Origin of the sequence: Domibacillus indicus (assembly GCF_023715895.1) — a bacterium.
GTDB classification, from domain to species: Bacteria; Bacillota; Bacilli; order Bacillales; family Domibacillaceae; genus Domibacillus; species Domibacillus indicus_A.
Map to the genome: position 1 here is coordinate 418266 of NZ_JAMBOO010000001.1, position 23888 is coordinate 442153.

The window sequence follows — 23888 nt, forward strand, 5'->3', positions numbered from 1 at the left end:
TTAGCCATCTTCTGGAAAGGTTAAGGTACTATTGTGTACAAAAAGAAGGAGGAGATCCAGATGAATATTTATGAACAGCAAAAAAACGGCCAGCCGGCGCAGTCACAGTCCAAGCAGCCGGGAATTGAATCTCAAATGGAGCCCCGTCCGATTCAGCCGACTAACTACATAGGCAGCGGCAAGCTAAAAGGCCGCGTAGCGCTGATTACAGGCGGTGACAGCGGAATTGGCCGTGCTGTTGCTATTGCCTATGCTAAAGAAGGTGCTCATGTGGCGGTCAACTACCTTGAGGAACATAGCGACGCGGAAGAAACAAAGCAGCTTATTGAAGCAGAAGGTGTACGCTGTCTCCTGCTCCCTGGCGACGTTTCAAAAGAAGATACATGCAAGGAGCTCGTAGAGAAAACGGTGAGCGAGCTGGGAAAACTCGATATTCTCGTAAATAATGCAGCGATTCAGTTTCCAACGCAAAACATTGAAGATATTACTGAAGAACAGTGGGATAAAACGTTCCGTACCAATATGTACTCCGTCTTTTTTATGAGCAAGCACGCGGTGCCGCATTTAAAACAAGGCAGCGCCATTATTTCCACCACTTCTATTAATCCTTATATCGGCAACCCAACCTTAATGGATTACACAGCAACAAAAGGGGCGATCGTCGGCTTTACACGCAGCCTGGCGCAAAACCTGGCGTCAAAAGGCATCCGTGTGAATATGGTGGCACCTGGCCCCATTTGGACACCGCTTATTCCGGCCACATTTGAAGGTGAGAAAGTCGCCGAATTTGGAACAAATACCCCGCTCGGGCGCCCTGGACAGCCGGCAGACCATGCAGGCGCATATGTGCTGCTTGCATCTGATGAAGGGGCTTATATTACCGGACAATGTATTCATATCAATGGTGGTATGGCGATGTCTTCTTGATCATTCCAGGCAGAAAAGCAGTCCGCTTTTCTGCCTTTTACTTTACATAGAAAGAAGGGAAATAAATTGGATTTTACCGAGAAAAGCACACTCACCTCACACATTCACAATATCCTTCGTTTTTATTACCCTGCCTGTATCGACCAAAAAAACGGCGGCTATCGGAGCGGCTTTTCCGATGACGGGACAGTGACAGACAGCCAAACAAAGCACCTTGTCGGCACAAGCCGGTTTGTTTACCTTTTCAGCATCGGCGTACTGACAGACGGACCGGACTGGTGCCGGGATGCGGCGGAACACGGCATTCGCTTTTTGACTGAGCACCACCAGGATAAAGAAAATGGCGGCTTCTTTTTTGAGCTCGACGGCACTTATGTACAAGATGATACAAAAATGGCCTATGGTCATGCTTTTGTGCTGCTGGCCGCTTCAATCGCCCATCAAGCCGGTGTCCCAGGCGCCAAAGAATTACTCGAGATTGTTGACGAGGTAACGGAGCAGCGCTTTTGGGACGAGGAGCATGGCTTATACCGTGATGAATGGGATGCTTCCTGGTCTGTACTGGCTGCGTACCGCGGGCAAAATGCCAATATGCATATGTGTGAAGCCATGCTGACAGCATTTGAAGCAACTGGGGAAAACAAGTATCTTGACCGGGCATACTTGCTGGCAAAAAAGGTACCCATAGAACTGCGGACAAAGGGCGGCGGCATGATCTGGGAGCATTACACACCAGACTGGCAGCCGGACTGGGTATACAACCAAGGTAACACCAAAGACGAATTCCGGCCGTACGGCTTCATTCCCGGCCATCAGCTTGAATGGAGTAAGCTGCTTCTCTGGCTGGATCGTCACCGTTCGGAATCCTGGATGCTTGAGACGGCAGAAGACCTGTATCGAAACGGCTGGGGATATGGACACGACGCTGAGCACGGTGGTATTTACTACTCTCTTTCTCCGGAGCGTGAAGTGATTGATACCGATAAAAATTACTGGGTAATTTCTGAAGCCATCTCCGCTGCCGCTCTTTTAGGCGCAAAAACCGGCCATGATCCATACTGGGACCATTACCGTGAATTGTTCACTTATGCCTCCGAGTATTTTATCGATCATATACATGGTGGCTGGTATACACTGCTGAATGAACAAAATGAGCGATATGAAGGAGAAAAAAGCGTTGCCCCTAAAGCTGACTACCATCCAGCGGCAGCCTGTTATCAGACGATTCTTGCTTTATCATAAAAAAGCCTGCAGCATGAAAAAACGATCCCCTTACACTAGGGGATCGTTTTCGGCCAGACGGTTTTTCTTCTTTTACGGAAGACGCGTCTGTGTGTCTTTTAAACGATTTTGGTCATCAGGCATACGGTTTTTATCAGCCGTTTTTTGCGCTTCTTGTTTTTGGGCTTCTTTCATGTTTTCCTTTTGCTTGTTTGTTAATTCTTTTGGATGGTCCATGAAATATCACTCCTTTGTTATGACTGTTCCCGGTCTGATGAGGTATAAACGTCCTTTTTAAAGAGTGGGTTCATTACTGAACCGCCATTCTTCCGCGAAGCCCGTCCAAATAAGCAAGCACCTGGCCGCGCATTTCCGGCCGGCTGAGCGCCATTTCAATGCCGGCACGCAGATAACCGAACTTGTCGCCGATATCATAACGCTGCCCCTCAAGTAAAACGGCATGAATCGGGGAAGCAGCACACTGTTTCCGAAGTGCATCCGTCAGCTGAATCTCTCCTCCTGTGCCACGCTCTAAAGATTCTAAAACAGGAAAAATAGATGGATTAAGCACATAACGGCCCATAACCGCAATCATCGACGGCGCTTCGTCAACAGATGGTTTTTCCACCAGATCAGCAAGTTCGTACACAGAACCTGTACAGGCACGGGGGTCGATAATACCGTATTTTGATACATCCACTGGCGCAACATGCTGTACGCCGACAACATCGGTACCCACCTGTTCGTGCACATCCATCAGCTGGCGAAGCGCCGGCTTTTTAGACATCATTAAGTCGTCTCCTAAAAGTACTGCAAACGGTTCATCGCCGATAAATTGACGGGCGGAGAGAACAGCGTGTCCCAGGCCCAGAGGCTCTCTTTGCCGGATATAATGAATGGAAGCTAGATTCGAAATCCCCTGCAGTTCTGCCAGTATCTCATTCTTCCCTTTTTCCTCTAATGTTTGTTCCAATTCAATCGAGCGGTCAAAATGATCCTCAATCGATCTTTTGTTGCGCCCTGTTACAATAATAATGCTTTCGATGCCCGAGGCAACTGCTTCTTCCACAATATATTGAATGGCCGGTTTATCAACAACCGGCAGCATTTCTTTTGGCTGTGCTTTCGTAGCAGGCAAAAATCTTGTGCCAAGTCCTGCTGCTGGAATGACGGCTTTTTTAATAGTCATATTGATTTTCTCCTTTGCTGCCTGAACACCCAGAAACGGCTGCCGAAAAACGTGACGGACAAGCCGCTGAGTGTGGCGATGGTTTTACTAATAAAAAGCGGCTGCCCGCTTAAAAGGGACAGCAGAAACGTCGACATACAAAGAGCAATCACATTTAGAAGGAGAAACTTTGTTATTTCCTCTATATGTATTCGCCCACTTACTTTAAATGTCCATGACCGGTTCCAGACGAAACTGTTGAGTGTGCCTGCACTGTAGGATAATACTTGTGCTAACAAGTACGGCACACCAACCGACCAAAGCGTGAAAAAAAGAAGCATATCGATCGCTGTATTTAGTACGCCTACAATCCCAAATTTCATCATTTTATTTAAATTTCGCATAGCGGGTCACAACGTCGCTTTCATGTTCGGATTGACGGCTGTCACGCAAAATATACAGCGGCCGGTTTTTTGCTTCGTCGTAAATGCGGCCGATATATTCTCCAATGACGCCCAGCATAATCAGGATGACACCGTTGAAAAACAGCATTGTCAGCAATAAAGATGACCATCCTGGAGTCGTTGTATCTGTAAACAAGCGCTGATACAAGACGATCAAAATAGCCAGTGAGCTTGCTGCTGACAGCATGACGCCAAGCAGGCTTGCCAGCTTCAGCGGTTTATACGAAAAGGAGGTGATACCGTCTATTGAAAACTTGAGCATTTTTTTGAGCGGGTATTTTGTTTCGCCAGCCAGCCGTTCGTCTCGTTCATATTCAATCGCGGTTTGTTTAAAGCCAACCCAGCTGACAAGACCACGGACAAAGCGGCTTTGTTCTTTCATGTCCTTCAGCTGATCGCATACTTTCCGGTCGAGCAGGCGAAAGTCTCCGGTATCGAGCGGAATATCGATATCGGTAGACGCCCGCAGCAGCCGATAAAACATTTTCGCCGTTTGTTTTTTGAAAAAGGTCTCTCCTTTGCGCTTTGTCCGCTTGGCGTACACAACATCATAGCCTTCTTTCCATTTCTCAATCATGTCTAGAATAAGCTCCGGCGGATCCTGTAAATCAGCATCAATAACCACGATTGCGGAGCCGGCAGCATGATCCATGCCGGCTGTAATCGCAATCTGGTGTCCGAAATTACGAGAGAAATCAAGATATTTCACATGGCGGTCCTGTACCGCAATCTCTTTTAAAATATCAATGGTCGCATCCTGGCTGCCGTCGTTCACAAACAGCAGCTCATACGAACCGTCTGCCTGATCCATTACTGTTTTAAGGCGGCTGTACGTTTCACGGATCACTAATTCTTCATTGTACACTGGGATAATAATGGAGTATTTCATATCCTCACGCTCCTTCATAAACATATAAACCGCTCCAGTCATCAGATGTGACTTCCTTGCAATGCTCTTGAATCCATTCGGTTACTTCACTATTTTGGCCGCCGCCCGGTCCGCCGCCTGATGTCATGAAAAATTTCACTTCTCTGCCGGCTGTCATTTCTTCCAGTTTTTCAACCGTCATAGCTGGATCGGAGCCGCCAAATCCTCCCATAGCCAGGGCTGTGTAGTCCGTATCCAAAATGATGCTGGCAGCGGAATTCGCATTTTGCACTGCAACTAAGTAGGTTTCGCCTGTATTGTTTTCCTCCAAGTAGCTGATCAGCTCTTCGCTCATCTCTCTGCCCATACCACCGCCGCCTCGGCCGTCTGAACTGTTTTCATCTGTCCCGTCAGGACGCTCCATTCCATCTGGCATTTCACCATCTTGAGGCATTTCCATTCCTTCCGGCATCTCTGGACGTTCGCCGTCTGCTGCCATCGCCATACCCCGGTCAGCAAATACACCGCCGCCCGGTCCGCCTGCTGCAGCAGGTCCGGCGGTTGGCATGATGCTGTTTGTCGTACCCGCCATAACGGGTATGGCCGCCCAGTAAGCTGGCATTAACAGCAGCCCCAGCATCGCTGCTGTCCGGACATGATGGGCATATTTTGTTGTGAGAATCAGCAGGATGCAGACCATCAATCCGAGAGCCAGCACTCCGCCGATCAGCCACGGCTGAATCGAGTCAATATTCTGGTAAAGCACGTACGCCTCAAAAGCAAATGTAGCCAGCAGCGCTATTGGAAACAGCAGGCGGCTCCAGTTCTTTTTCTCTTTGTACAGTCCCCACAGCACCGCGCCGCCAATAGCTGTTAAAGCCGCAACAGCCGGTCCCATCATGCTTAAATAGTAGCGATGGTAAAAGCTTGCGATGCTAAAAAAGCCCATCATCGGCAGCAGCCATGCCAGCCAGAAAATAGCGAATTTATGCTGCATCGTAAGTGCTCTTTGACGCTTGATTGACACCGCTATTCCGATTAAACCGAACAGGACAAATGGAAGCAGCCAGCTCGACTGTCCAGACATCGAATCTGAGAACAAACGCAGAACACCTGCTTCGCCAATATCTTCCCCGCCGGCTCCCTGGGAAGAATTGTTATTCAGTAAGCTGCCCGATTTATCATCGGTACCGCCGCTTTTTGATTGGTCCCCTGTCAGCCGCTGAATCCCGTTATAGCCAAATGCCAGCTCCAGCACTGAGTTTGTCTGGCTTCCGCCGATATAGGGACGGTTCTCTTCCGGCGTCAGCTGTACCGCTGTCGTATAGGAAACAGAAACGCCCAGTAAAATGACTGTTGCCATAACCAGGTGAACGATTCGTTTCTTCCAGTTGTGCTGCGCAGCGATTAAATAAAAAAGATAAAAAGCCGGTACAACCATGTACGCCTGCAGCATTTTGATATTAAAGCCGATCCCAATCAACACCATGGAAAGGAGCAGCAAGCTGAATTTTTTTTGCTGAACCGACTTCATGAGCGACCATACAGCAAAAAGCAGTGTTAAAATCAGCATCGCATCTGTATTGTTCGTCCTTGTTACCGCAACGAAGATTGGCGTTACCGCCAGCACAAGCCCGGCCCAGCGTGCGGTTTTTATACCAAATACGGGTTTGACAATTGTATATAAAACAAAAACGGATAATACACCGGCGATCGCTTCCGGAAGCAGCACGCTCCAGTCACTCACGCCAAAAATTTTCGCGCTGATCGCTTGAACCCAAAGAGCGACCGGCGGCTTATCCACTGTAATAAAATTGCCTGAGTCCAATGACGCGTAGAAAAACGACTTCCAATTGGTCGTCATGCTTTTTACAGCCGCCGTATAATACGAGTTGGACCCTGATGCCCCTATGTTATAAAAATTCAATATCGCTGACAGCGCTAAAATCGCCGCGAGCCACGGATCAAACCGTTTCTTCATTCTCTTCACACTCCATTTTCTTCTTTCGATATTCTGAAGTGTAAACCGCGTTGGTGAAAGAACGGTGAAAAGCAACATGTTTTTTGTAAAAGAAAAACGCCCGTGCCTTATTGGCACAAGCGCTTTTCTTCAATCCCAGTTTCCATACATCAGTTCCGTACTATGGCTGTACAGCTCAATGGTGTTGCCAAAGGGGTCCTGGCAGTACTGTAGAAAGTACGGCTTGTGGGGGCGGGTGTTCCACTTTTGGCTGATCCGCTTCCCTCCCCCCTCTTCAATTTGTTCGGCGGCCGCATCCACATCATCTACTATCAGACAAAGATGAAAAAATCCGGTGTGGTATCTTTCCGGTTCTCTTCGTTCCATCCTCGGCTCCATAAATTCGAACAGCTCCAGCCCTACCCCATTTCCGGCTGTTAAGTGGGCATTTTTCATTCTCTTTATGTGCTGACCCTGTAGATCCTGTGTCATATTAGGCTTTTTTTCTTCCGACGCATCAAAGAAATACGGTCCGGCAATGAGCTCAAATCCGAGTGTCTTCTCATACCAATCAACCGCTTTCTCCAAATCTGGCACCGCAAGCCCTACATGTGTAATGGCAATCATCTTTTTTCCTCCTTTTTTACGTCTTTACCCCATCTTTAGGTTTACAATAGTCGAAAAAGCGAGTACACTACCGCAAACGGAGGTGTAAAAGGATGGAAAAGGAGATTTTGACAGCATTACGGGGCATTGAACAGAAATACGATGTGAAAGTACTGTACGCCTGTGAATCAGGGAGCCGGGCATGGGGGTTTCCGTCTCCGAACAGCGACTGGGATGTTCGCTTTTTTTATATACACCGCCCAGAAGTGTATCTCAGCATTGACCCTGTAGGTGTCGGAAAAAAACGTGACGTGATTGAACGCCCGATTCATAATCAGCTTGATGTAAGCGGCTGGGACCTGACCAAGACACTTAAGCTGTTTCGTAAATCCAATCCGCTACTTTTGGAATGGCTGTTCTCCGATATTGTATATGAAGAACCGTACCAAACCGCCGGGCAGATGAGACAAATGAGCATCAGCGTGTTTTCACCGGTTTCCTGTATGCATCATTACATCAATATGGCAGCCAGCAACTACCGGGCTGTACATCAAAAAGAAAACAGTAAACTTAAACTATATTTTTATATCCTGCGCCCGGTGCTCGCAGCTAAGTGGATTGCTGAGCGGCAGACTATCCCTCCTTTTCCGCTCGGCTCCCTGCTGGACGCGCTGATTAAGGATAAAGCACTAATGACGGCCATCCAGCAGCTTGCTGTACAAAAAACAGCAGGTAAAGAGGGAAACGGTGGATCTGGCATTGCCCTCATAGACGCATTTCTTGAACGGGAGATAGAAGAGCTTCGAAGCCGCGCTGCGTCCCTCAAGCAGCCGTCAGAGAATCCAACAGAGCGGTTAAACGATTTGTTCCGCCAAACATTAAAGGAGGTGTGGAGTGAATGAAAAAAATCACCTTGCAGCCGCACAGCTTAACGAATGCAGACCGAATTTTTACGCTGACCTCTGCGCCCGAGATAAAGGAAGCGCTTGGCCTGCAAGTAAGTACAGTCCATGACACGATTGACTTTTTGCAGGCAGTGATGGCGGAGGAGCTGGAAGGAAAAACAGTATCACGGGCGATCATCAATGAAGGCGGTGAACTAATCGGCATTACCACTTTAATGTTCATTGACCGGGAAAGAGGTTCATGCAGCCTCGGCACATGGATTGGACACGAATATTGGGGACAGGGATATAACAGGGCTTCTAAATACGCTATTTTGCAGACAGCTTTTGCAGAACTGGACCTTGACCGCGTTTTTATCGGTGCGCGTCTTGTGAACAAACGATCACAGGCCGCACAAAAGAAATTGCCGTTTATTACGTGGAACGTTGAATCAGACTATCCGGATGTGCATGCAGCGCTTGAAAAAAAAGAAGGACATCCCTGCCTGTTAAACGTTGTGTACCGGGCTGATTTCCCGCTCGTCCGCCCGGCGCATACCGAAGACATTCCAGCCATCCAGGCTGTTGCACGGGCAGCCTGGCATAATACATATGAAGAGATCATTCCACGGTCTGTGCGGGATGCTTTTTTGGATCGTGCTTATGCGGTAAACCAGCTTAAGGAACGGTTCCAGGGCTTGTTTTTTGTGGCGGAATGCGGCGGGCAGGTGGTTGGGTTTGCAAACGCCGTACAAGAAGGGCCAAATGCCAGTTTGCAGGCGATCTATCTTCATCCGGATGCCCAGAGGCAAGGGATCGGCACACGGCTGCTGGATGAAATGATCAATCATTTATCTAAACCCTGCTCTATAACTGCTGAGATAGAAAGCGACAACGCGTCCGGGGAGCGATTTTACGAAACGAACGGTTTTTCCTTTGTAGGAGAATACGAAGAAAACTTTTCAGGTCATAGCTGGCATACGAAAAGGATGCAGCGAAAATGCGGACAAACAAAAAAGGGTGTCTCCTCATGAGATACCCTTTTTTAATATACTTTTTCTCTATGTATCTCTAACTCTCTGCGCTCAAGCTCTTCTTCGAGCAGCAAGAGAAAATCGTGATCCAGATCCAGTTCCACTGCTTTTTTATACGCTTCCACAATAAACTCATCCGTTTGCTCTTTCATTATTAAACGCTTCCCCCTTTTCTAAAAGAACATATACCTTCCTATGTCCTTCTTCAAACCTTTTTTATCAAAAAAAAAGCCGTTCCTTAATTGGACGGCTCATTTTTCATATACTGTACCCAATCGGCTGGCTGAATTTGATTGGATACATCCAAAATCTTTTCCATTACCCGTTCCCGCTCCGCTCCTTGAAGCAGGGTCGGCTGGTAATCATTTCGATCCGTTCGTGAAGAAATGGAAAAAGGCACCACATTAATATCTTTTCCATCTGTCAGCTTTCCATCTTTTACTTCAAACGTCTGCTGAAACACGTACGTGTCTTTATCGGACGGATTGCGATTTCCGCCAAACATAAAGTTACCAAGACTGTAAACAATAAATTTACCGTTATATTCTTCAATTCCCTGTACCACATGCGGATGATGCCCTACAACAAGGTCAGCACCGGCATCGACCGCAAATCGGGCCAGTGTCTTCTGCGATTCTTCCGGCACGTAGCTTCTCTCCACTCCCCAGTGAAAATGAATGATCACGATCGTCGCGCCCTTTTCCCGCAACTGCGCAATATCCGCTTCCATCTGATCACGGATCTCCGCCGTATCGGCCCAGCCTTCATAGCCGAGCGCACCGACTTTCACACCCTTTACTTCTGTTAAAAAGGAATCTTCATAACCAAAAAAGCCAATGTTCGCTGCTTTTAAATTCGCCTTTGTATCTTCATATCCTTGCTCCAGATAATCAAAAATATGATTGTTGGCCACATTGACTGCTTCTATACCGGCATCCGTTAAAATCTGCGTATATTCCGGATCTCCTTTAAAGCGGAATTTTTTTTCTGCTTTTTCTGTCGCTTCGGTCAGCGTCGTCTCCAAGTTTACCGTTGTCAAGTCATCGCGCTCGAAAATACCGTTCAGCCCTTTTGTAAAATGAGCTAAGCCATTCCGCTCTGCTTCATCTGGAAATGACCCGGCATATGTGAATGTCTCATCCGTTCCCAGTGTAAAATCTCCTGCTGCACTCACTGTAATCGACACGGGCGGCGTTTCTTTTTGAGAAGCCGTCGCCTCATCCAAAATACCTTTTGGCACCCCTTGTGCCTGTTCTTTCGTCACCATTATATTTAACGCAACAGCTGCAGCAACAGCTAAACATAAGCCGAAAAGCGACACTCTGACCCAGCGTTTCAGCCGGCGGCGCTTTCGTCTTTCCATCCTTCTTTGTTCTGGCATAATGTACCTAATCCCCCTGATCCCTATTTATACCATTATACAACATTTTCGGCCAAAATAGGAGATCAATGGTGGTGCTTCATATCTACGGAAGGCTCATTTTGCTCGAGGTCTGCTTCTACGCCCACCCATATTTTTTTGGTTGGCATAATATGCTGTTCATTCGTTTGAATATCCGCTTTTACAAAATAGATCCCTTTTTCTATAATCCTTTTTTGTGCTGTAAAAACCCCGTCTTTTCCTTCCTGCATGGGCAGCGTTTCCCTTTGTCCGCCCTCCAGCCAAAAAGAAACGGATACGTCCGCACCCGTTGATGTGGTAACTTGTACATGGCCGGCTGATACATCAATCGCTGCAGCCAGTTTTTCCTCTGTGACATACTGATCCGCTGAATCGGGATCAAGGCTGCAGCCGGATAATAGAAATAGACTGCTAAAGATGAGCCACTTTCTCATGCTGCAAATCCTCCTCTTACCCGCTTTGCGATTTGATCAATGATCCATACAACGAGCATGGATGCACCCGCAAGTGGAAACAAAATACCAAGCATGATAATCAATGTCCATAATCCTTTTTCCACTCCCGCTGCAGGACGCGCGGGTGCGCCGTGCTTTCGCTTTCGCCATAGAAGCAGTCCGCTTACAATAACAAGTATCATTCCTATACAAACTGCAAGCCCAATCAGCTTGTTGATCATGCCAAACTGCGACCCTTTATGAAGGGTAATGCCGAGTGCAATCGCCTTACCGGCCGGTCCGTAGTCTTCATAACGATAGTCTGCCAGTACTGCGCCGGTATACTGATCAATATGCATCGTCACTTCATCCTGTGCTTTTGGCGGAAACGCAGAAACCGTGTACACACCTGTCGCCTCCTGAGGAATAAATAAGTCATAGCCCGGCTTGATGCCCCGTTCGTTGATAATATGGATAACATCATCAATCGAGAGCGGGACGTACGCCGATTGCACAGACTGCGGCACCGGAAGATTTTCTGCCGACCAGCCAACATCCGCTACATCTTCTGTTTTTAAGCTGGAAAGCGGCGCTTCTCCCACCCAGATCGATGGCGGATATCCTTCTCCAGAATTGGTTGCCGCGTTTTGCACCTGCGTACCCCAAAAACCAGACCAAGGCAGCCCAGTTATAATAAGAAAAAACATGCCGGCAGAGATCCAGGCGGCTGGGACTACATGCAAGTCGCGGACGAGTGTCCGGCTTCCTTTGGAAAAGCGCGGCAGCACAACGCCCCATACTCTTTCCCTCTTACGCGGCCACCAGAGATATGCCCCTGTAATGATTAAAATCAGTGCCCAGCACGCGGCCAGCTCCACCAGACGGTCACCGACTGTGCCTGCCATTAATTCGCCGTGAATTTTTTCAAGCTTGTCCATAATCCGGTCCGCGTCATCGAGCGTTCCCATAATCTGCATCGTGTGCGGATCGACAAACACGGTCATCGCTGTTCCGTCATGATCGGTAATCCCGATTTCTGCTGACTGGTCTGCCGAATCTGCAGGCCGGTAGCGCGTGATGACGGCATGCAGATATTGCTCTTTAACAGCGGCAAACATATGACTGGCCGGCATCGTCTCTGACTGCGGCGTTACATCATATAAGTCTGCATAAAGCGCATGCTCAATTTCTGCTTTAAACAAATAAACTGCACCTGTTATCGCGAGTACAAGCAAAAAAGGTGCAAAAATAAGACCGGCATAAAAATGCCAGCGCCAAATCCATTGGTCATGCCTTCGCGATTGTTCCACTTTCCTGCCCCCTCTTACTCTTTACTTCATGGATTATACAGGTCAGATGTGAACATTGCGTGAAGAATAAATGAAAAAATGCCCGTTTGATTTAAACGGACATTTTACGAAGAACAAGCATAGATATTGTAATGATCGTAAAGGCACACAAACTTAAAAATGGAATGGTAATAAACCCAAGCCAGTTAATATATTCTCCTGAGCAGGGAACGCCGCTTGTACACATTTCAAAATGCTTCATCGCCGGTATCTTTTGCAAAGCATAATGATATCCTGCAATCCCCATTCCGAATATGCTGACCGGCAGAATATAGCGGTACATGCGTGTGTCGCCCCAATAAAACGCCAGGCCGAGGAAAATACAAAGCGGGTACATTAAAATACGCTGGTACCAGCACATCGTACAAGGAATAAAACCCATTTGCTCACTGAAAAACAAGCTGCCAAGCGTGGCTGTAATGGCCGTGAGCCAGGCGGCGAGAAGCGGTTTACTCAGCATCAGCCGCTGCCTCATCTACCATTTTAACTAAATCGTCAAACGAATTTCCTTCAAACTTTTTGCCGTTCACGAACAGAGTCGGGGTTCCAGATACCTCAAGCTCTTTTGCCGTTTCGGCGTCTTTTTCCCACGCTGCCATCGAGCCTTCTTTTTCTACGACCGCCATCACTTTTGCCACTTCTTCATCGGTTGCAATCTCCGACAGCGTTTCTTTTAAAAAGTCATTCGTATATAAGTCGACTTTTTCAAATGATAAATCATCCGGCTGTTTTTCATACATAAGATGATGGAACTTCCAGAAGCGGTCATTGCCAAGCGTCTGATAAACTGCTTCAGCAAACTGGGCCGACCGGTTGGAATCTACGTTAATAAATGAGTAATTCATAAAATAAAACTTCGCTTTTCCTGTTTCCACGAGTTGTTCATTGATCAGCGGAAAAAACGATTCATTAAAATCTTTGCACACAGGGCATTTATAATCACCGAATTCTACAATGGAAACCGGTGCCTCTTCTTTGCCTAAAAACGGTTCCTTCTCATAATTAATCTCGGCACTTTTTTCACTTACGTTCGATAAAAAAACGACTCCTGCCATACAAATGGCAAAAAAGCCGACAATCCAAAAAACACCTTTCGCCAAACTTTTTCCTCTCCTTTAAACTGCGATTCGCAGCTTTTCTCTATTCAAACATTTCTTTACAGCAGCACATCAATAAATAACAAGCAAATGCCGGCAAAAACAGACAGCGACCAAAAAGCTGACTGAACCGGTATATGCAGCGGCCGGTCTGCAGCCGGGTTCAGCAGGCGGTGAATCCGCTCGTTTACAGATGTATCGGCAAAAGATACACAGGACAGCGGCATATGAATTTGTCTGCCTGCTTTGATCATTTTAACAAGCGCACTGCCAAGCTCGGCTGCAGAGCCTGTCCGCTCAATCGCATACGCATCAGCCAGCAGTTCTTTATCACGCCGGTACTGCTCCCGTACCCATCCTAAAATAGGCATGTACCATAAAACAGAGGCCGACACCGCCAGCAAAAAAACCTTCAGCGGATCTCGGCTTCGATGATGGTAAAGTTCATGATACACGACTGCTTCAAATTCCGAGTCCGTCAGCATGTCCTTTAATCCGGTTGACAGAACGACAACCGGGCGAAAAAATCCCATTGTCACTGCCACAGGGGCAGGGTATGAAATCAAGCGGATATCCGCACTGTACCGCTTGGACCATTCGTTTGTCAGTGGACCGATTTCATATGCGCCAAACCACCGTCTCAGACGAGAGGCCAGAAGCCATTGCCTGCTAAGCTTCCAAACGAATAGTATAAGCGTGCTGAACACAAGCGCATCAACGGCGTATTCCAAAAACGTAAAGCCGATCCATTTTAACGCGCTATGGCACACAGCGACGAAATTCAGGCGCACATCCCAGCCGGCTAACAGCGAAACAGCATAAAGCCCCATCTGGGATAAAATCGTACCCGAGGCAAGCAGGCTGACGAGAAACAGACTTTTTGATGGGTGTGTAGTCCTCATATTACCGGTCCTTTTTCCATTCTTTTATTTTCTGCTCCAGCTGTGCAACCAAGTCATCATCTGCTTTATCAAGCGCATCAATCATATGGCTGACAACCACGCTCCCGAATTCGTCTACCAGCTCCTGTGTCATTTCTTTTGACTGGGTGTTTACAAACTCTTCCCGCGTAAGAACCGGCTGGTACATAGAAGTCCGTCCTTCTAATCGTTTTGTCAGGATGCCTTTTTCCACCAGACGGTTCATGACCGTCATGACAGTATTGAAATTAGTCGCTTTTTCCTTTTCTAGTTCATGCTGAACGTCCTTGATCGACTTTTCGCCGCCACACCAAAGCACATCCATAATTTTAGCTTCAAGCGGTCCAAAAAAACGGTTCAAGCCGCGCTCATTAAATTTAAAGGATTGAATTTTCACTTCCTGCCCCCCTCACATTACTCATTGTAGTGTGCAGACAAAGACTTCGTCAAGAATCCGTTGTGTAACATTTTTGAAACAAAATCTTAACAATTATTTCGCTCATTTCATAGTAAACTACAAAGCATAGTGTTATAACACTACCGAATGTAGTGAATAAGAAGAAGGAGGATTTACAATGGAAAAAGGAAATCTTATTTTAAGGCTTGTGCTTGGATTTACGTTTTTTATGCACGGATTAGACAAGTGGAGAGGCGGCATTGACGGCACAGCCGGTTTTTTTGAAAGTGTAGGAATTCCGGGCTTTATGGCGTATGTGGTTGCAGGCATTGAACTTGTTGGAGGTATCCTTTTAATGCTCGGATTGGGTGTGCGCATCCTGTCCATTTTGTTTGCCGTTATTTTAATAGGGGCCATTTTTACAGTTAAGCTGTCTGCTGGTTTTTTAGGCGGACTGGAATTGGATATTGTATTGCTGGCGATGTCTGTTCACCTGGCTCTTGCCGGCTCGTCTAAATATGCTCTTGATTCTCGCGTAAAAGTAAAAGCAGCCTCCTAAGGAGTGCTGCTTCTTTTTTCTTATATCATATTTGAGTACCGCCAGAACCGGTTAGCTGTCGGCGGAGCCAGGCGCTCAAGCCCGCGGCTCTTAGAACGGTGCAGCGGCTTCCATTCGCCGGCTCCGCTTTTTAAATAAACTTCGTGATGCGGTGCTTCATCATGTTCACCGCTTATCTCCATCAATCCATTTGTATAAAAAGCGGCATGGACCTTATACACAATGTCTGGTGATGGCATTAACGGGTTGCCTACGGAATGATCAAGCAGAAAAGATACCTTTTCCTCGTCGGTCTGTACACTCTTTATGACAATCCCTTCATCTGAAGCCCGGTCCCGTTCAACCAGCTTTTTTTCTACAGTATAGCCTTCAGATGCGCCGACACTTCGTGAAAGTGTAACATTTTTGCCATTAATTTTCACTTCAGCTCTTGTCCGGTACCGGTCTGCTTCCGGATCAAATGTCCGTCCGTCTCCCGTAAAAAAGCACATTTTCGATAAAACATTCGGGTTTTCTACCCACTCATCTTCTAAAAAGGTTGTATAACGAAGAACATGGTCACGATCTACAGAGGCCTGCTGTTCTTTTAACGCATCGGCCGGCCGGCCAATATCTTTAAAAAGTAAAAACGTTTCAACAAGCATATCATTTTCATTCTTTTGAACTTTTAACAAATCGATCACTTTGGCAATCGGAGATGACTTTTCCGCTGCTTCTTCATCTCCCGGCTCAAGCGGCCGGATACCTTTAATTTCGTATACATATGATTCATCCATCGTTATACGGGTATCATGAAAACCCGGCTCTGTTACGGTTCCGGCATATTCATCGTTACGGTAAATCGCATACTCCTCTACACCGCGAATCGGCTCCCAGGCCATCGCGATTTTCCCTTCTTCTATAACCGTTGTAACAATCAGTTCCTGCAGCGGAATGTCCGCATTTTTGTCCTCACGCTCTACCGCTGTTGCTGTTTGAATCTTCAGCGTGCTGTCTCCTTTAAATAAATAGGAATATGCGGTTCCCGGTTTCAGGCCTGTATCTGTAAACGTCATATCCTGGCCGCTGTAGACCTCTTTGCCGTCTTTTAAAATGCGCACCGGTCCTGCTCCCTCCCAATCCAGAGAAATGCGGTCCGGTGTCTGGCTGACTCGTGTAAGATTCATGATGACGCCACCTTTCTTTCTCCTTCTTTACCCGCCTTTTTGCTGTTCAAAAACTTTGCAAAAAAGAAGCTGACTTTATTCAGCTTCTTTTTTTACCGATTTTAATCAGTGCGGCTAATAAAATGAGCACCGGTACTCCGAGCAAAAGCCCGAGGCCCACGGTGTAAAAGCTTTCGACAATCATTGGCGCTCCTCCAGCTTTTTTTCTATTCGGTCCAGCTGCTTTGATCGTCTGCGCCAGGAGCGTATACCGAGAAAAATCAAACCGGCTGGCACAAAGAGCGTCAGCAGCATAACCATTTGAAATAAAACGTCGGCGATATTTATGTTACTCATATGGCAGCCTTCGATCTTTCTTTTTAGTATATAAGTTTTTTCCAAAACAAAAAAGCCCTGGCTCCCCGGGGCTTTTTTGTTACGCTGTCCAGCTCCGGATATTCAATCCGCCGCTGGGTTACAAGGGCTGACGGCCGGCCGCTGGCTGTCAGCTCTTGATCCAGGTAAGCTTTGTGCTTTTCTCACTGTCCAGCTTCAGGCAGCCAGCCCCTCGGTCATAAGCTGTCACAGCTGTGCGGCAAAAAGCGCCGCTCTGCTGGTCTGTCTTATGCCTTCAGGCCTGAACGGCCGCCTTGCGCTTTTCTTTAATGCAATGGCATTTTGTCAACACCAAGGTCTTCAAGCTGTGTTTCTGCGTCTTCAATCAAGCTTTCTGCTTTTGCTTTTGTTTCATCATCCAGCCCTTGCAGCATATCACCGCGTCCTTTGCCTCCATGTCTGCCATGTTTAGGCAGATCTGCACCAAGCGCTTCAAGCTGCTCGTCCGCTTGCTCACGTGTTAAATCTCCACTTTTCAGTTTTTCCATAATCGCTTCCGCTTTTGCTTTTGTTTCATCATCCAAGTCCGCAAATAGATCCGGACGCTCAGGAAGAGTGATACCGAGTGCTTGAAGCTGTTTCTTTGCTTCTGCCTCCGTTAAAGTGCCATTCTTTTTCTTTTCTAAAATCGCTTCTGCTTTTGCTTTCGTTTCTTCATCTAAGCTTGAGAGAAAGCCGCCCTTGCCGCCACGTTCATTGATTTCAATACCGAGCGCCGCCAGCTGCTCCTCCGCTTCATCATGTGTAATAGTTCCATTTTCTTCCTGCGCGAGAATATTATCGGCTTTCTTCTGTGTGGATTCATTCAAATCCGCATCTTCTACATCTTGTGCCAGATGACCGATGCCTTTGCCCTCGCCACGCTCTGGCATTTGAACTCCCAGTGCTTCAAGCTGTGTTTTTGCTTCTTCTTCCGTGATCACACCGGCTTTCTTTTTATCCACAATGGCTTCTGCTTTCGCTTTTGTTTCCTCATCCAAGTTCGCGAACATATCGCCTCTTTCCGGAAGGTCCACACCGATGGCTTCAAGCTTTGTCCGTAAATTACTCATAATGGTGTCTACTTTTGCCTGCGTGCTGCTGTCGAGTGCAGAATTGCTCGCTGCAAACACCGGCAGGCTTGCTGCACCGAGGACACCTAGTGATAGGGCTCCGGTCATCACTACATTAAAAACGCTTTTTTTCATTCACTTTCCTCCTTTAGATTTGGGCTTTTCCAGCCCTGCTCATACTGTAACCAGCCTTGGTGAAAAATCGGTGAAAGTTATTCACTTTGCGCGGATAACGTCATGGAAATAGTTTGCTCCTTGCCATCGCGATAAATGGTGAGGTTAACTTTGTCTCCAATGTTCGCTTTATTGTACAAGTACTTTCGGAATTCTGATGTGCTTGCCACTTTTGTATCATTAATCTTTACAATCACATCTCCGACCTCAAAGCCGGCTTTTGCTGCTGATGACCCCATTTCCACTTGAGAAATTACAGTGCCTTCCGTAACGCTTGTCGGCAAATTCAGCTGGTTTTCTGTAACTTCACGTGATAACGCACTCACATCTTCCAAGCCTACTCCCAGGTACGGACGGTCTACTTTTCCCTCTTCCATCAATTCTTGAATAACCGGGATGGCATCCTCAGATGGGATGGCAAAACCAAGCCCTTCTACACCTTCTTCCGCAATTTTCATGCTGTTAATGCCGATCACCTGGCCGGCACTATTAATAAGTGCGCCGCCGCTGTTGCCCGGGTTGATCGCCGCATCGGTTTGAATGACATTGGCTTCCCATTCACCCGCTGAGGTTGAAACCGGCACAGTCCGGTTGATTCCGCTGACAATCCCTTCCGTAACTGAACTTGATAAATCCAGTCCGAGCGGGTTGCCGATGGCTGCTACCTGCTGACCTAATTTAAGGGCACTTGAATCACCAAAGTCAGCGACTTCTGTAACATGGTCACTGGAAATTTTCAAGACAGCAAGATCCGTCAGTGCATCCGTTCCAACTACCTCTGCATCAATCCGCTCTCCTCCTGCCAGCGCCACTTCTACCGTGTCGGCTCCCTCCACGACATGGTTATTCGTCACAACGTAGCTGACATCTTCCCCTTTTTTGAAAATAACTCCCGAGCCTGTTCCAGCTTCTGTTTCCTCAGTATCTTCACCTGTAGCAGCCATGGACTGACTGCCAAAAGGATTAAATTGCTCCTGCTGCTGCAAATTCACGACACCGACAACCGCTTCATTCATTGAATCAATGGCGGACATTAAGTTATTTTCCGAAGAGGAAGCCGTTGATGCCGGCTGTACAGTGATTTCATTTGCTGTATTTGACGACTTTGTTTCAGTCGCTGTTGTATTGGTATCAAGCAGAGCTGGTGCCATATAAAACATCATTGTGCCGCCGGCCAAAACACCCGTAAATGAAGCGGCCGCCATTTTCACGAAACCGCCCTTTCCTTTTTTCTCTGGCTGTGGTGTATAGCGTTCTTCTGTCTCCATGTTTATCTGCTCCTTTTGCGTAATTGATTTACTGAATTGACCTCATTGTAGAAAAGAAAAGTGAAAAGACGGTGAAAATGCAGAAAAAGTATTTTTTATTTTATTTTGGTTGATGGTCTTTCCCACTGTTCACCCAAAACCGGCTTGGCTGTTCTTACACAGACAGCGGTGAACAATAAAAAAGCTGTTTCCCTATTATGCGGAAACAGCTTTTTCTTTTGGTATCGTAACAATAAATGTACTGCCCTTTTCCGGCTCGCTCTCTACAGAAATGGTGCCGTGATGAATATCAACAATCCACTTGGCGATCGATAAGCCCAGTCCATGCCCGCCGACAGTGCGGGTGCGCGATTTATCAGAGCGGTAAAAGCGGTCAAAAATACGAGGCTGGTCATCAGGATGAATACCGATGCCTTCATCTGTTACTTTCATCGTCCAGTGACGAGCGGTCTCTGATAATTGCAGACTGACCCTGCCTCCGTCCGGTGAATACTTGACTGCATTATCCAGCAAAATGTACATAAGCTGTTTTAATCGCTCCCGATCCCCCATGACCGGCAGGCTTTCCGGTGCTTCTATCTCAAGCGAAACACCGTTTGCTTCGGCATGCGGTGTCAGCGATTCGATCACACGGTCAGCTTCTTCCCTCACATCAAAGCTGGCCACTGTACGTTCTGCCCCGCCCGAATCAGCACGGGCCAGCACAAGCAAATCGCTGACAAGCCCTGTCATTCTTTTCACTTCCGACTTCATATTTCGCAGTAGTTTCTGTGCAAAAGGATCTGCTTCAACACCGTCTGTCATGTGAATCGCATCAATGGATGAAAGCATAACACTGAGCGGCGTCCGCAGTTCATGTGAAGCATCACCGACAAACTCTTTCTGCCGGTTAAAAGCATTTGAAATGGGTCCCATCGCTTTTTTCGACATGACAGAGCTGATAAAAATCGCTACGCCAGCAAACAGTACCGTTAAGCTGACCAGCACAACAAGCAGCCATTGAAACAATTGATACGCAAAAGAAATGTCCTTGCCAATGTAAATCATGCCGACAAACTGTCCGTTATAAAAAATCGGGCTGCCGTCGATCATCAGCCGGACTGTATCGGATTTCGGCTGCTCTTTAATTTCTTTTCCGCCAATACGCCGTTCATCAAATTTCACCTGTATAGTTTCTTCACGAATTTGATTGCGGTCAGGCACCCAGCCCGACACAAGCGAAAACAAATCCTTCCGTATATTTGGAACCATTTCATTTCCCATTACAAAATTTCCATCTGCATCTGTCACATAGTAAAAAAACTGGTCAACCCCGGCAAGCACCAGCTCCTGGCTGCCGATTCCCTGCAATTCATTTCGGGCGCTCTCTGCTAAATAATCACTGATCACCCGCGTTTCCTGCCGGGTCAGCTGTTCAAGCTCCCGATGCTGGTCACGCAGAATGACGATATATAGCAGCGTGTATACAACCACGATAAAAAGAACGAGAAACAGCATAATTAAGCTGCTGTACTGCATGGTGAGTTTCCGCTGTGTTTGTTGAAACAAGTCGCTGCTGCTTTTAAACCAGTTTATCTTTAACCATTTATTCTTCAACTTTATATCCGACTCCCCGTACACTTTGCACAATATCCGGCCGGTCAACGAGATCGAGCTTTTTACGCAGCAGCTTTACCGTTGCATCGATCGTTTTGGTCGTTACGTCCGTCTCGTATCCCCAAATGCGGTCAAGCATCACATCCCGGGTTAATACTTGTCCTTTGTTTTGCACAAGCAGGTCTAAAAGCTGGAACTCACGGGGGCTTAACTGAATAGATTGGCCGTTCTTTTGAATCGTTTGGCTATTTCGGTTCAGCTCTACTCCTTGAATAGATACCGTTTCTTCCACAATAGGGGCGTAGTTGCGGCGGGTAAGCGCCCGAAGCCGTGCCAGCAGCTCATCAATTTCAAACGGCTTTACCAGGTAATCATCCGCTCCTGCATCAAGCCCCATCACCCGGTCTTCTACTGCATCCTTTGCCGTCAGCATTAAAATGGCTCCGCCGTATCCTTCTTTGCGCAGGTCTCGGCATACCTCCACTCCAGTGCCATTCGGCATCATCCAGTCTAAAATAAGAACGTCATAATGAACAGAGGATGCATAATCATAAGCATCTTCTCCTGTTTTTACCCATTCTACCCCATAACCGCCTTTTTTCTTCAGCATAAAGCTGACTAATTCTCCAAGCTGCAAATCATCTTCTGCCAGCAATATATTCATCCGGCCCACTTCCTTTCGCTTCTTTTGTTATACCATGTTTTAATGAAAAAAGAGTGAAAAAAAAAGACGCCCTCAATAGACGACTTTAAACCGAAACAAGCGGCAGCTCGATTGTAAAAGCTGTCCCTTTGTCCACCGTAGATTCAACGCGGATAATTCCTTCATATTGCTCGACAATATTAAAACAAACCATTAATCCGAGGCCTGTCCCATCTTCCTTTGTCGAATAAAAAGGTTCACCCAGCTTTTTTAATACGCTTTCCGGCATCCCTTTTCCCTCATCAGTAATCACAATTTCCACTTTTTCACCGTTTAAACGTGCCGAAGTGCGTACTACTCCGCCGTTTTCCATCGCTTCAATTGCATTTTTTATAATATTAATAAACACCTGCTTCATCTGCCCGGCATTACACCGAACAAAGCAATCCGGTTCTATGTCACTGTACTGAATGTCAATTTTCCGCATTACTGCCTGTGATTGAAGCAACATTGATACGTCTTTCAGCATTTTACCGGCATCGCACGTTTCAATTTCAACCGACATCGGCTTGCCGAGCACAAGCAGCTCACTCGCAATCGTTTCAATCCGGTCAATCTCTTCTTCGATAATCGTGTAATATTCATCATGCATGGTGTCTTCACGGGCCAGCTTAATAAACCCCTTAATCGAAGTCAGCGGATTGCGCACTTCATGGGCAATCGACGCAGCAAGCTGCCCGGCAAGGCTGAGCTTTTCTGTTTTAATAGTCAGCTGCTGATGAGCTTTGCGATCCTGAATGCTGCGGATAATAAGGATAACCGTGAAATCATTTTGAATATCAAATGAAAACGGAAAAGTTGCCACTTCAACATCTAAAATTTGGCCATCGTATGTTTTTATTTGCATTTCCTCAAGCGGTACTCTACTATTTTGCAAAAGCTTTTCTTTATTTTTATGAATAAGAGGGTGGCATTCTTCTGCGAAGATCTCCCAAACGGTAGCATGCTGTAAATCACTTTCATTACACTTCAGTATATTTAAAGCTGTATAATTTCCGTAAATAACTTTCTCACCTGAAAAAATAAAAACAGCATCCGGCATTTCATTAATAACATGCTTGTAATGCTGGACTTTTTCCTGTAAAAAGTCTTCCATAAACAGTGAAGGTGTTTTCTGTTTGTCTTCATAGTACGGTGAACTCTTAATCTCGTTATCCGTCATAACATGCGAGTGCCCCTTCATTAACTTCAAGGAGAAATTTGCCGAAACATCGTTACCGTCGTAGGCGCAGACAGTAAAAACGTGAAACGGCTTTAAGACGGCATCTGCTTCTTGTTCATAAAGTGGAACTTCTTTATTACAGTATGTATCTTCTTGCCATATGACACGGCTCCATATACGGATAGGCGCCCCCTTGGCTACATAATGATGAACAGCGTCATCAAGCCCCTGCAGCACCGTTTCAGTTTCAAATGACTGATAGGCATTGTAAAATTGGTAGTGGTCTATAAAGCCAACGGAGGCGATTTGTTCATCCGAGAACCCTTTTTGAGCAAGCTGCTGTTTGATTTTCTCAATCCGCTCGGCCGATTCGAGCAGAACCACCTGATGTTGGAGCTTTAAACCGGTAGCGGCAAAAGAAAGTAGATTCTCCCAATACTTTTCGCGTTCTGCATACAAATATAAAATGTGGGCTCCACTTATTAATTCCATATTTTTTGTTAACGCCACTTTTGGGTGTACAAGGTCATTTGGCAAGTTCATAAGCGTGATCCCTCATTTTGACATGTTTTTTCAATCTATTGTAACATGGACATTTTCTTCCGTATATATGTGACATTTTACCCACTTAACTGTACTTATGTAAGATCTTTTCGTAAAATAGTAACTAAAAGGAAGTGATGGATTGAAAACATGGTCATTCCGGCTCATATATCGCATCGTATTAATTATTTTTGCGCTTTTTTACGGAATTTCCGCTTATCCGGGCGGCTGGAGCCGATTCGCACTGCTTGTAGCGGTTATCGCTATTTTTATGACGATTGAAGATCTTTTTATGAAAGAAGCAGAGAAAAAACAGCGGACTATTTTCGTTGTATTGTTTGCCCTTGTTTTTTTCGTTACCTTCTTTTTTATTTTTCTGGCATAAAGAAAAAAACCGCCGTTATGGGGCGGTTTTTTTATATTAACGTTTGTTTTGATCTAAATATTGATTTAGCTGTTTAAACAGCAAATGAAGCCCGCCGCTGGCGATTGCAATCGCAACAATAAATGTTACAAACATGATAAGAAAAAAGCTCATTTCTGCTATACGCCCCTCTCA

The 23888-nt window shown here is 46.5% G+C and carries 27 protein-coding genes; 6 read left to right on the top strand and 21 right to left on the bottom strand.

Features of this window, described 5'->3' with window-relative positions; genetic code table 11:
* Nucleotides 1-60 precede the first annotated feature (60 nt).
* Nucleotides 61-927: an SDR family oxidoreductase gene (locus tag M3221_RS02230; RefSeq protein WP_251269918.1), complete on the top strand. Its 867-nt coding sequence runs from the start codon at nucleotides 61-63 to the stop codon at nucleotides 925-927.
* A gap of 66 nt (nucleotides 928-993) precedes the next feature.
* On the top strand, nucleotides 994-2169 hold the full coding sequence (locus tag M3221_RS02235; protein WP_251269919.1) for an AGE family epimerase/isomerase: 1176 nt from the start codon (nucleotides 994-996) through the stop codon (nucleotides 2167-2169).
* Between the two features lie 72 nt (nucleotides 2170-2241).
* Here M3221_RS02235 and M3221_RS02240 read toward each other — a convergent pair whose 3' ends face one another.
* From M3221_RS02240 to M3221_RS02265, 6 genes are all read right to left on the bottom strand, one after another.
* Nucleotides 2242-2385 carry a hypothetical protein gene (locus tag M3221_RS02240; RefSeq protein WP_251269920.1) on the bottom strand — a complete coding sequence of 48 codons (144 nt, stop codon included), beginning with the start codon at nucleotides 2383-2385 and terminating at the stop codon, nucleotides 2242-2244.
* A 73-nt stretch (nucleotides 2386-2458) separates the two neighbouring features.
* Nucleotides 2459-3337: a UTP--glucose-1-phosphate uridylyltransferase GalU gene (gene galU / locus M3221_RS02245; protein WP_251269921.1), complete on the bottom strand. Its 879-nt coding sequence runs from the start codon at nucleotides 3335-3337 to the stop codon at nucleotides 2459-2461.
* Nucleotides 3334-3702 (bottom strand): GtrA family protein, encoded by a 369-nt coding sequence (locus M3221_RS02250; RefSeq protein WP_251269922.1) that lies wholly within the window; start codon nucleotides 3700-3702, stop codon nucleotides 3334-3336. The genes galU and M3221_RS02250 overlap by 4 nt, the downstream gene beginning before the upstream one ends.
* A gap of 1 nt (nucleotide 3703) precedes the next feature.
* Nucleotides 3704-4711 (bottom strand): glycosyltransferase family 2 protein, encoded by a 1008-nt coding sequence (locus tag M3221_RS02255; protein WP_251269923.1) that lies wholly within the window; start codon nucleotides 4709-4711, stop codon nucleotides 3704-3706.
* The gene (locus M3221_RS02260; RefSeq protein ID WP_251269924.1) at nucleotides 4674-6629 is read right to left on the bottom strand and encodes an ArnT family glycosyltransferase; all 1956 of its coding nucleotides are present in this window, start codon (nucleotides 6627-6629) and stop codon (nucleotides 4674-4676) included. Before M3221_RS02260 ends, M3221_RS02255 begins: the two co-directional genes overlap by 38 nt.
* Nucleotides 6630-6758: 129 nt before the next feature.
* Complete coding sequence (locus M3221_RS02265; RefSeq protein WP_251269925.1) at nucleotides 6759-7235, bottom strand: VOC family protein; 477 nt, start codon at nucleotides 7233-7235, stop codon at nucleotides 6759-6761.
* Nucleotides 7236-7327: 92 nt separating this feature from the next.
* Between M3221_RS02265 and M3221_RS02270 the strand changes: the two genes are divergently transcribed.
* The gene (locus M3221_RS02270; RefSeq protein WP_251269926.1) at nucleotides 7328-8116 is read left to right on the top strand and encodes a nucleotidyltransferase domain-containing protein; all 789 of its coding nucleotides are present in this window, start codon (nucleotides 7328-7330) and stop codon (nucleotides 8114-8116) included.
* The gene (locus M3221_RS02275) at nucleotides 8113-9132 is read left to right on the top strand and encodes a GNAT family N-acetyltransferase (RefSeq protein WP_251269927.1); all 1020 of its coding nucleotides are present in this window, start codon (nucleotides 8113-8115) and stop codon (nucleotides 9130-9132) included. The genes M3221_RS02270 and M3221_RS02275 overlap by 4 nt, the downstream gene beginning before the upstream one ends.
* Before the next feature lie 11 nt (nucleotides 9133-9143).
* On the opposite strand, the gene sda is transcribed toward M3221_RS02275, so the two are convergent.
* The 8 genes from sda to M3221_RS02315 all read right to left on the bottom strand — a co-directional run bounded on the left by sda (nucleotide 9144) and on the right by M3221_RS02315 (nucleotide 14731).
* The gene (sda, locus tag M3221_RS02280; RefSeq protein ID WP_251269928.1) at nucleotides 9144-9284 is read right to left on the bottom strand and encodes a sporulation histidine kinase inhibitor Sda; all 141 of its coding nucleotides are present in this window, start codon (nucleotides 9282-9284) and stop codon (nucleotides 9144-9146) included.
* A gap of 86 nt (nucleotides 9285-9370) precedes the next feature.
* On the bottom strand, nucleotides 9371-10513 hold the full coding sequence (locus M3221_RS02285; RefSeq protein WP_251269929.1) for a CapA family protein: 1143 nt from the start codon (nucleotides 10511-10513) through the stop codon (nucleotides 9371-9373).
* Between the two features lie 65 nt (nucleotides 10514-10578).
* The gene (locus M3221_RS02290; protein ID WP_251269930.1) at nucleotides 10579-10968 is read right to left on the bottom strand and encodes a hypothetical protein; all 390 of its coding nucleotides are present in this window, start codon (nucleotides 10966-10968) and stop codon (nucleotides 10579-10581) included.
* Nucleotides 10965-12278: a PepSY-associated TM helix domain-containing protein gene (locus M3221_RS02295; RefSeq protein WP_251269931.1), complete on the bottom strand. Its 1314-nt coding sequence runs from the start codon at nucleotides 12276-12278 to the stop codon at nucleotides 10965-10967. The genes M3221_RS02290 and M3221_RS02295 overlap by 4 nt, the downstream gene beginning before the upstream one ends.
* 91 nt (nucleotides 12279-12369) lie before the next feature.
* Nucleotides 12370-12777, bottom strand: coding sequence for a disulfide oxidoreductase (locus M3221_RS02300; RefSeq protein WP_396120229.1), 408 nt, complete (start codon nucleotides 12775-12777; stop codon nucleotides 12370-12372).
* Nucleotides 12767-13417, bottom strand: coding sequence for a DsbA family protein (locus tag M3221_RS02305; protein ID WP_251269932.1), 651 nt, complete (start codon nucleotides 13415-13417; stop codon nucleotides 12767-12769). Before M3221_RS02305 ends, M3221_RS02300 begins: the two co-directional genes overlap by 11 nt.
* A gap of 56 nt (nucleotides 13418-13473) precedes the next feature.
* Nucleotides 13474-14316, bottom strand: a complete 843-nt coding sequence (locus M3221_RS02310; protein WP_251269933.1) for a M56 family metallopeptidase — start codon at nucleotides 14314-14316, stop codon at nucleotides 13474-13476.
* Between the two features lies 1 nt (nucleotide 14317).
* A complete protein-coding gene (locus tag M3221_RS02315) occupies nucleotides 14318-14731 on the bottom strand; it encodes a BlaI/MecI/CopY family transcriptional regulator (RefSeq protein WP_251269934.1) in 414 nt (137 codons plus the stop codon).
* Between the two features lie 178 nt (nucleotides 14732-14909).
* Here M3221_RS02315 and M3221_RS02320 point away from each other — a divergent pair, with 178 nt between their 5' ends.
* Nucleotides 14910-15290: a DoxX family protein gene (locus M3221_RS02320; protein ID WP_251269935.1), complete on the top strand. Its 381-nt coding sequence runs from the start codon at nucleotides 14910-14912 to the stop codon at nucleotides 15288-15290.
* A gap of 20 nt (nucleotides 15291-15310) precedes the next feature.
* On the opposite strand, the gene M3221_RS02325 is transcribed toward M3221_RS02320, so the two are convergent.
* From M3221_RS02325 to M3221_RS02355, 7 genes are all read right to left on the bottom strand, one after another.
* Complete coding sequence (locus M3221_RS02325; protein WP_251269936.1) at nucleotides 15311-16456, bottom strand: DUF3238 domain-containing protein; 1146 nt, start codon at nucleotides 16454-16456, stop codon at nucleotides 15311-15313.
* A gap of 180 nt (nucleotides 16457-16636) precedes the next feature.
* Entirely contained in the window at nucleotides 16637-16792 is a 156-nt protein-coding gene (locus tag M3221_RS02330; protein WP_251269937.1) for a hypothetical protein, read from the bottom strand.
* Nucleotides 16793-17097: 305 nt separating this feature from the next.
* Entirely contained in the window at nucleotides 17098-18018 is a 921-nt protein-coding gene (locus tag M3221_RS02335) for a hypothetical protein (RefSeq protein WP_251269938.1), read from the bottom strand.
* A gap of 77 nt (nucleotides 18019-18095) precedes the next feature.
* Nucleotides 18096-19325 (bottom strand): S1C family serine protease, encoded by a 1230-nt coding sequence (locus M3221_RS02340; protein ID WP_251269939.1) that lies wholly within the window; start codon nucleotides 19323-19325, stop codon nucleotides 18096-18098.
* 195 nt (nucleotides 19326-19520) lie between these two features.
* Nucleotides 19521-20921, bottom strand: coding sequence for a sensor histidine kinase (locus tag M3221_RS02345; RefSeq protein ID WP_251269940.1), 1401 nt, complete (start codon nucleotides 20919-20921; stop codon nucleotides 19521-19523).
* Entirely contained in the window at nucleotides 20911-21585 is a 675-nt protein-coding gene (locus M3221_RS02350) for a response regulator transcription factor (RefSeq protein ID WP_251269941.1), read from the bottom strand. Before M3221_RS02350 ends, M3221_RS02345 begins: the two co-directional genes overlap by 11 nt.
* A gap of 85 nt (nucleotides 21586-21670) precedes the next feature.
* Nucleotides 21671-23329, bottom strand: a complete 1659-nt coding sequence (locus M3221_RS02355) for an ATP-binding protein (protein WP_251269942.1) — start codon at nucleotides 23327-23329, stop codon at nucleotides 21671-21673.
* 142 nt (nucleotides 23330-23471) lie between these two features.
* On the opposite strand from M3221_RS02355, the gene M3221_RS02360 reads away from it, so the two are divergent.
* Nucleotides 23472-23714 (top strand): hypothetical protein, encoded by a 243-nt coding sequence (locus M3221_RS02360; RefSeq protein WP_251269943.1) that lies wholly within the window; start codon nucleotides 23472-23474, stop codon nucleotides 23712-23714.
* The last annotated feature ends 174 nt before the right edge of the window (nucleotides 23715-23888 follow it).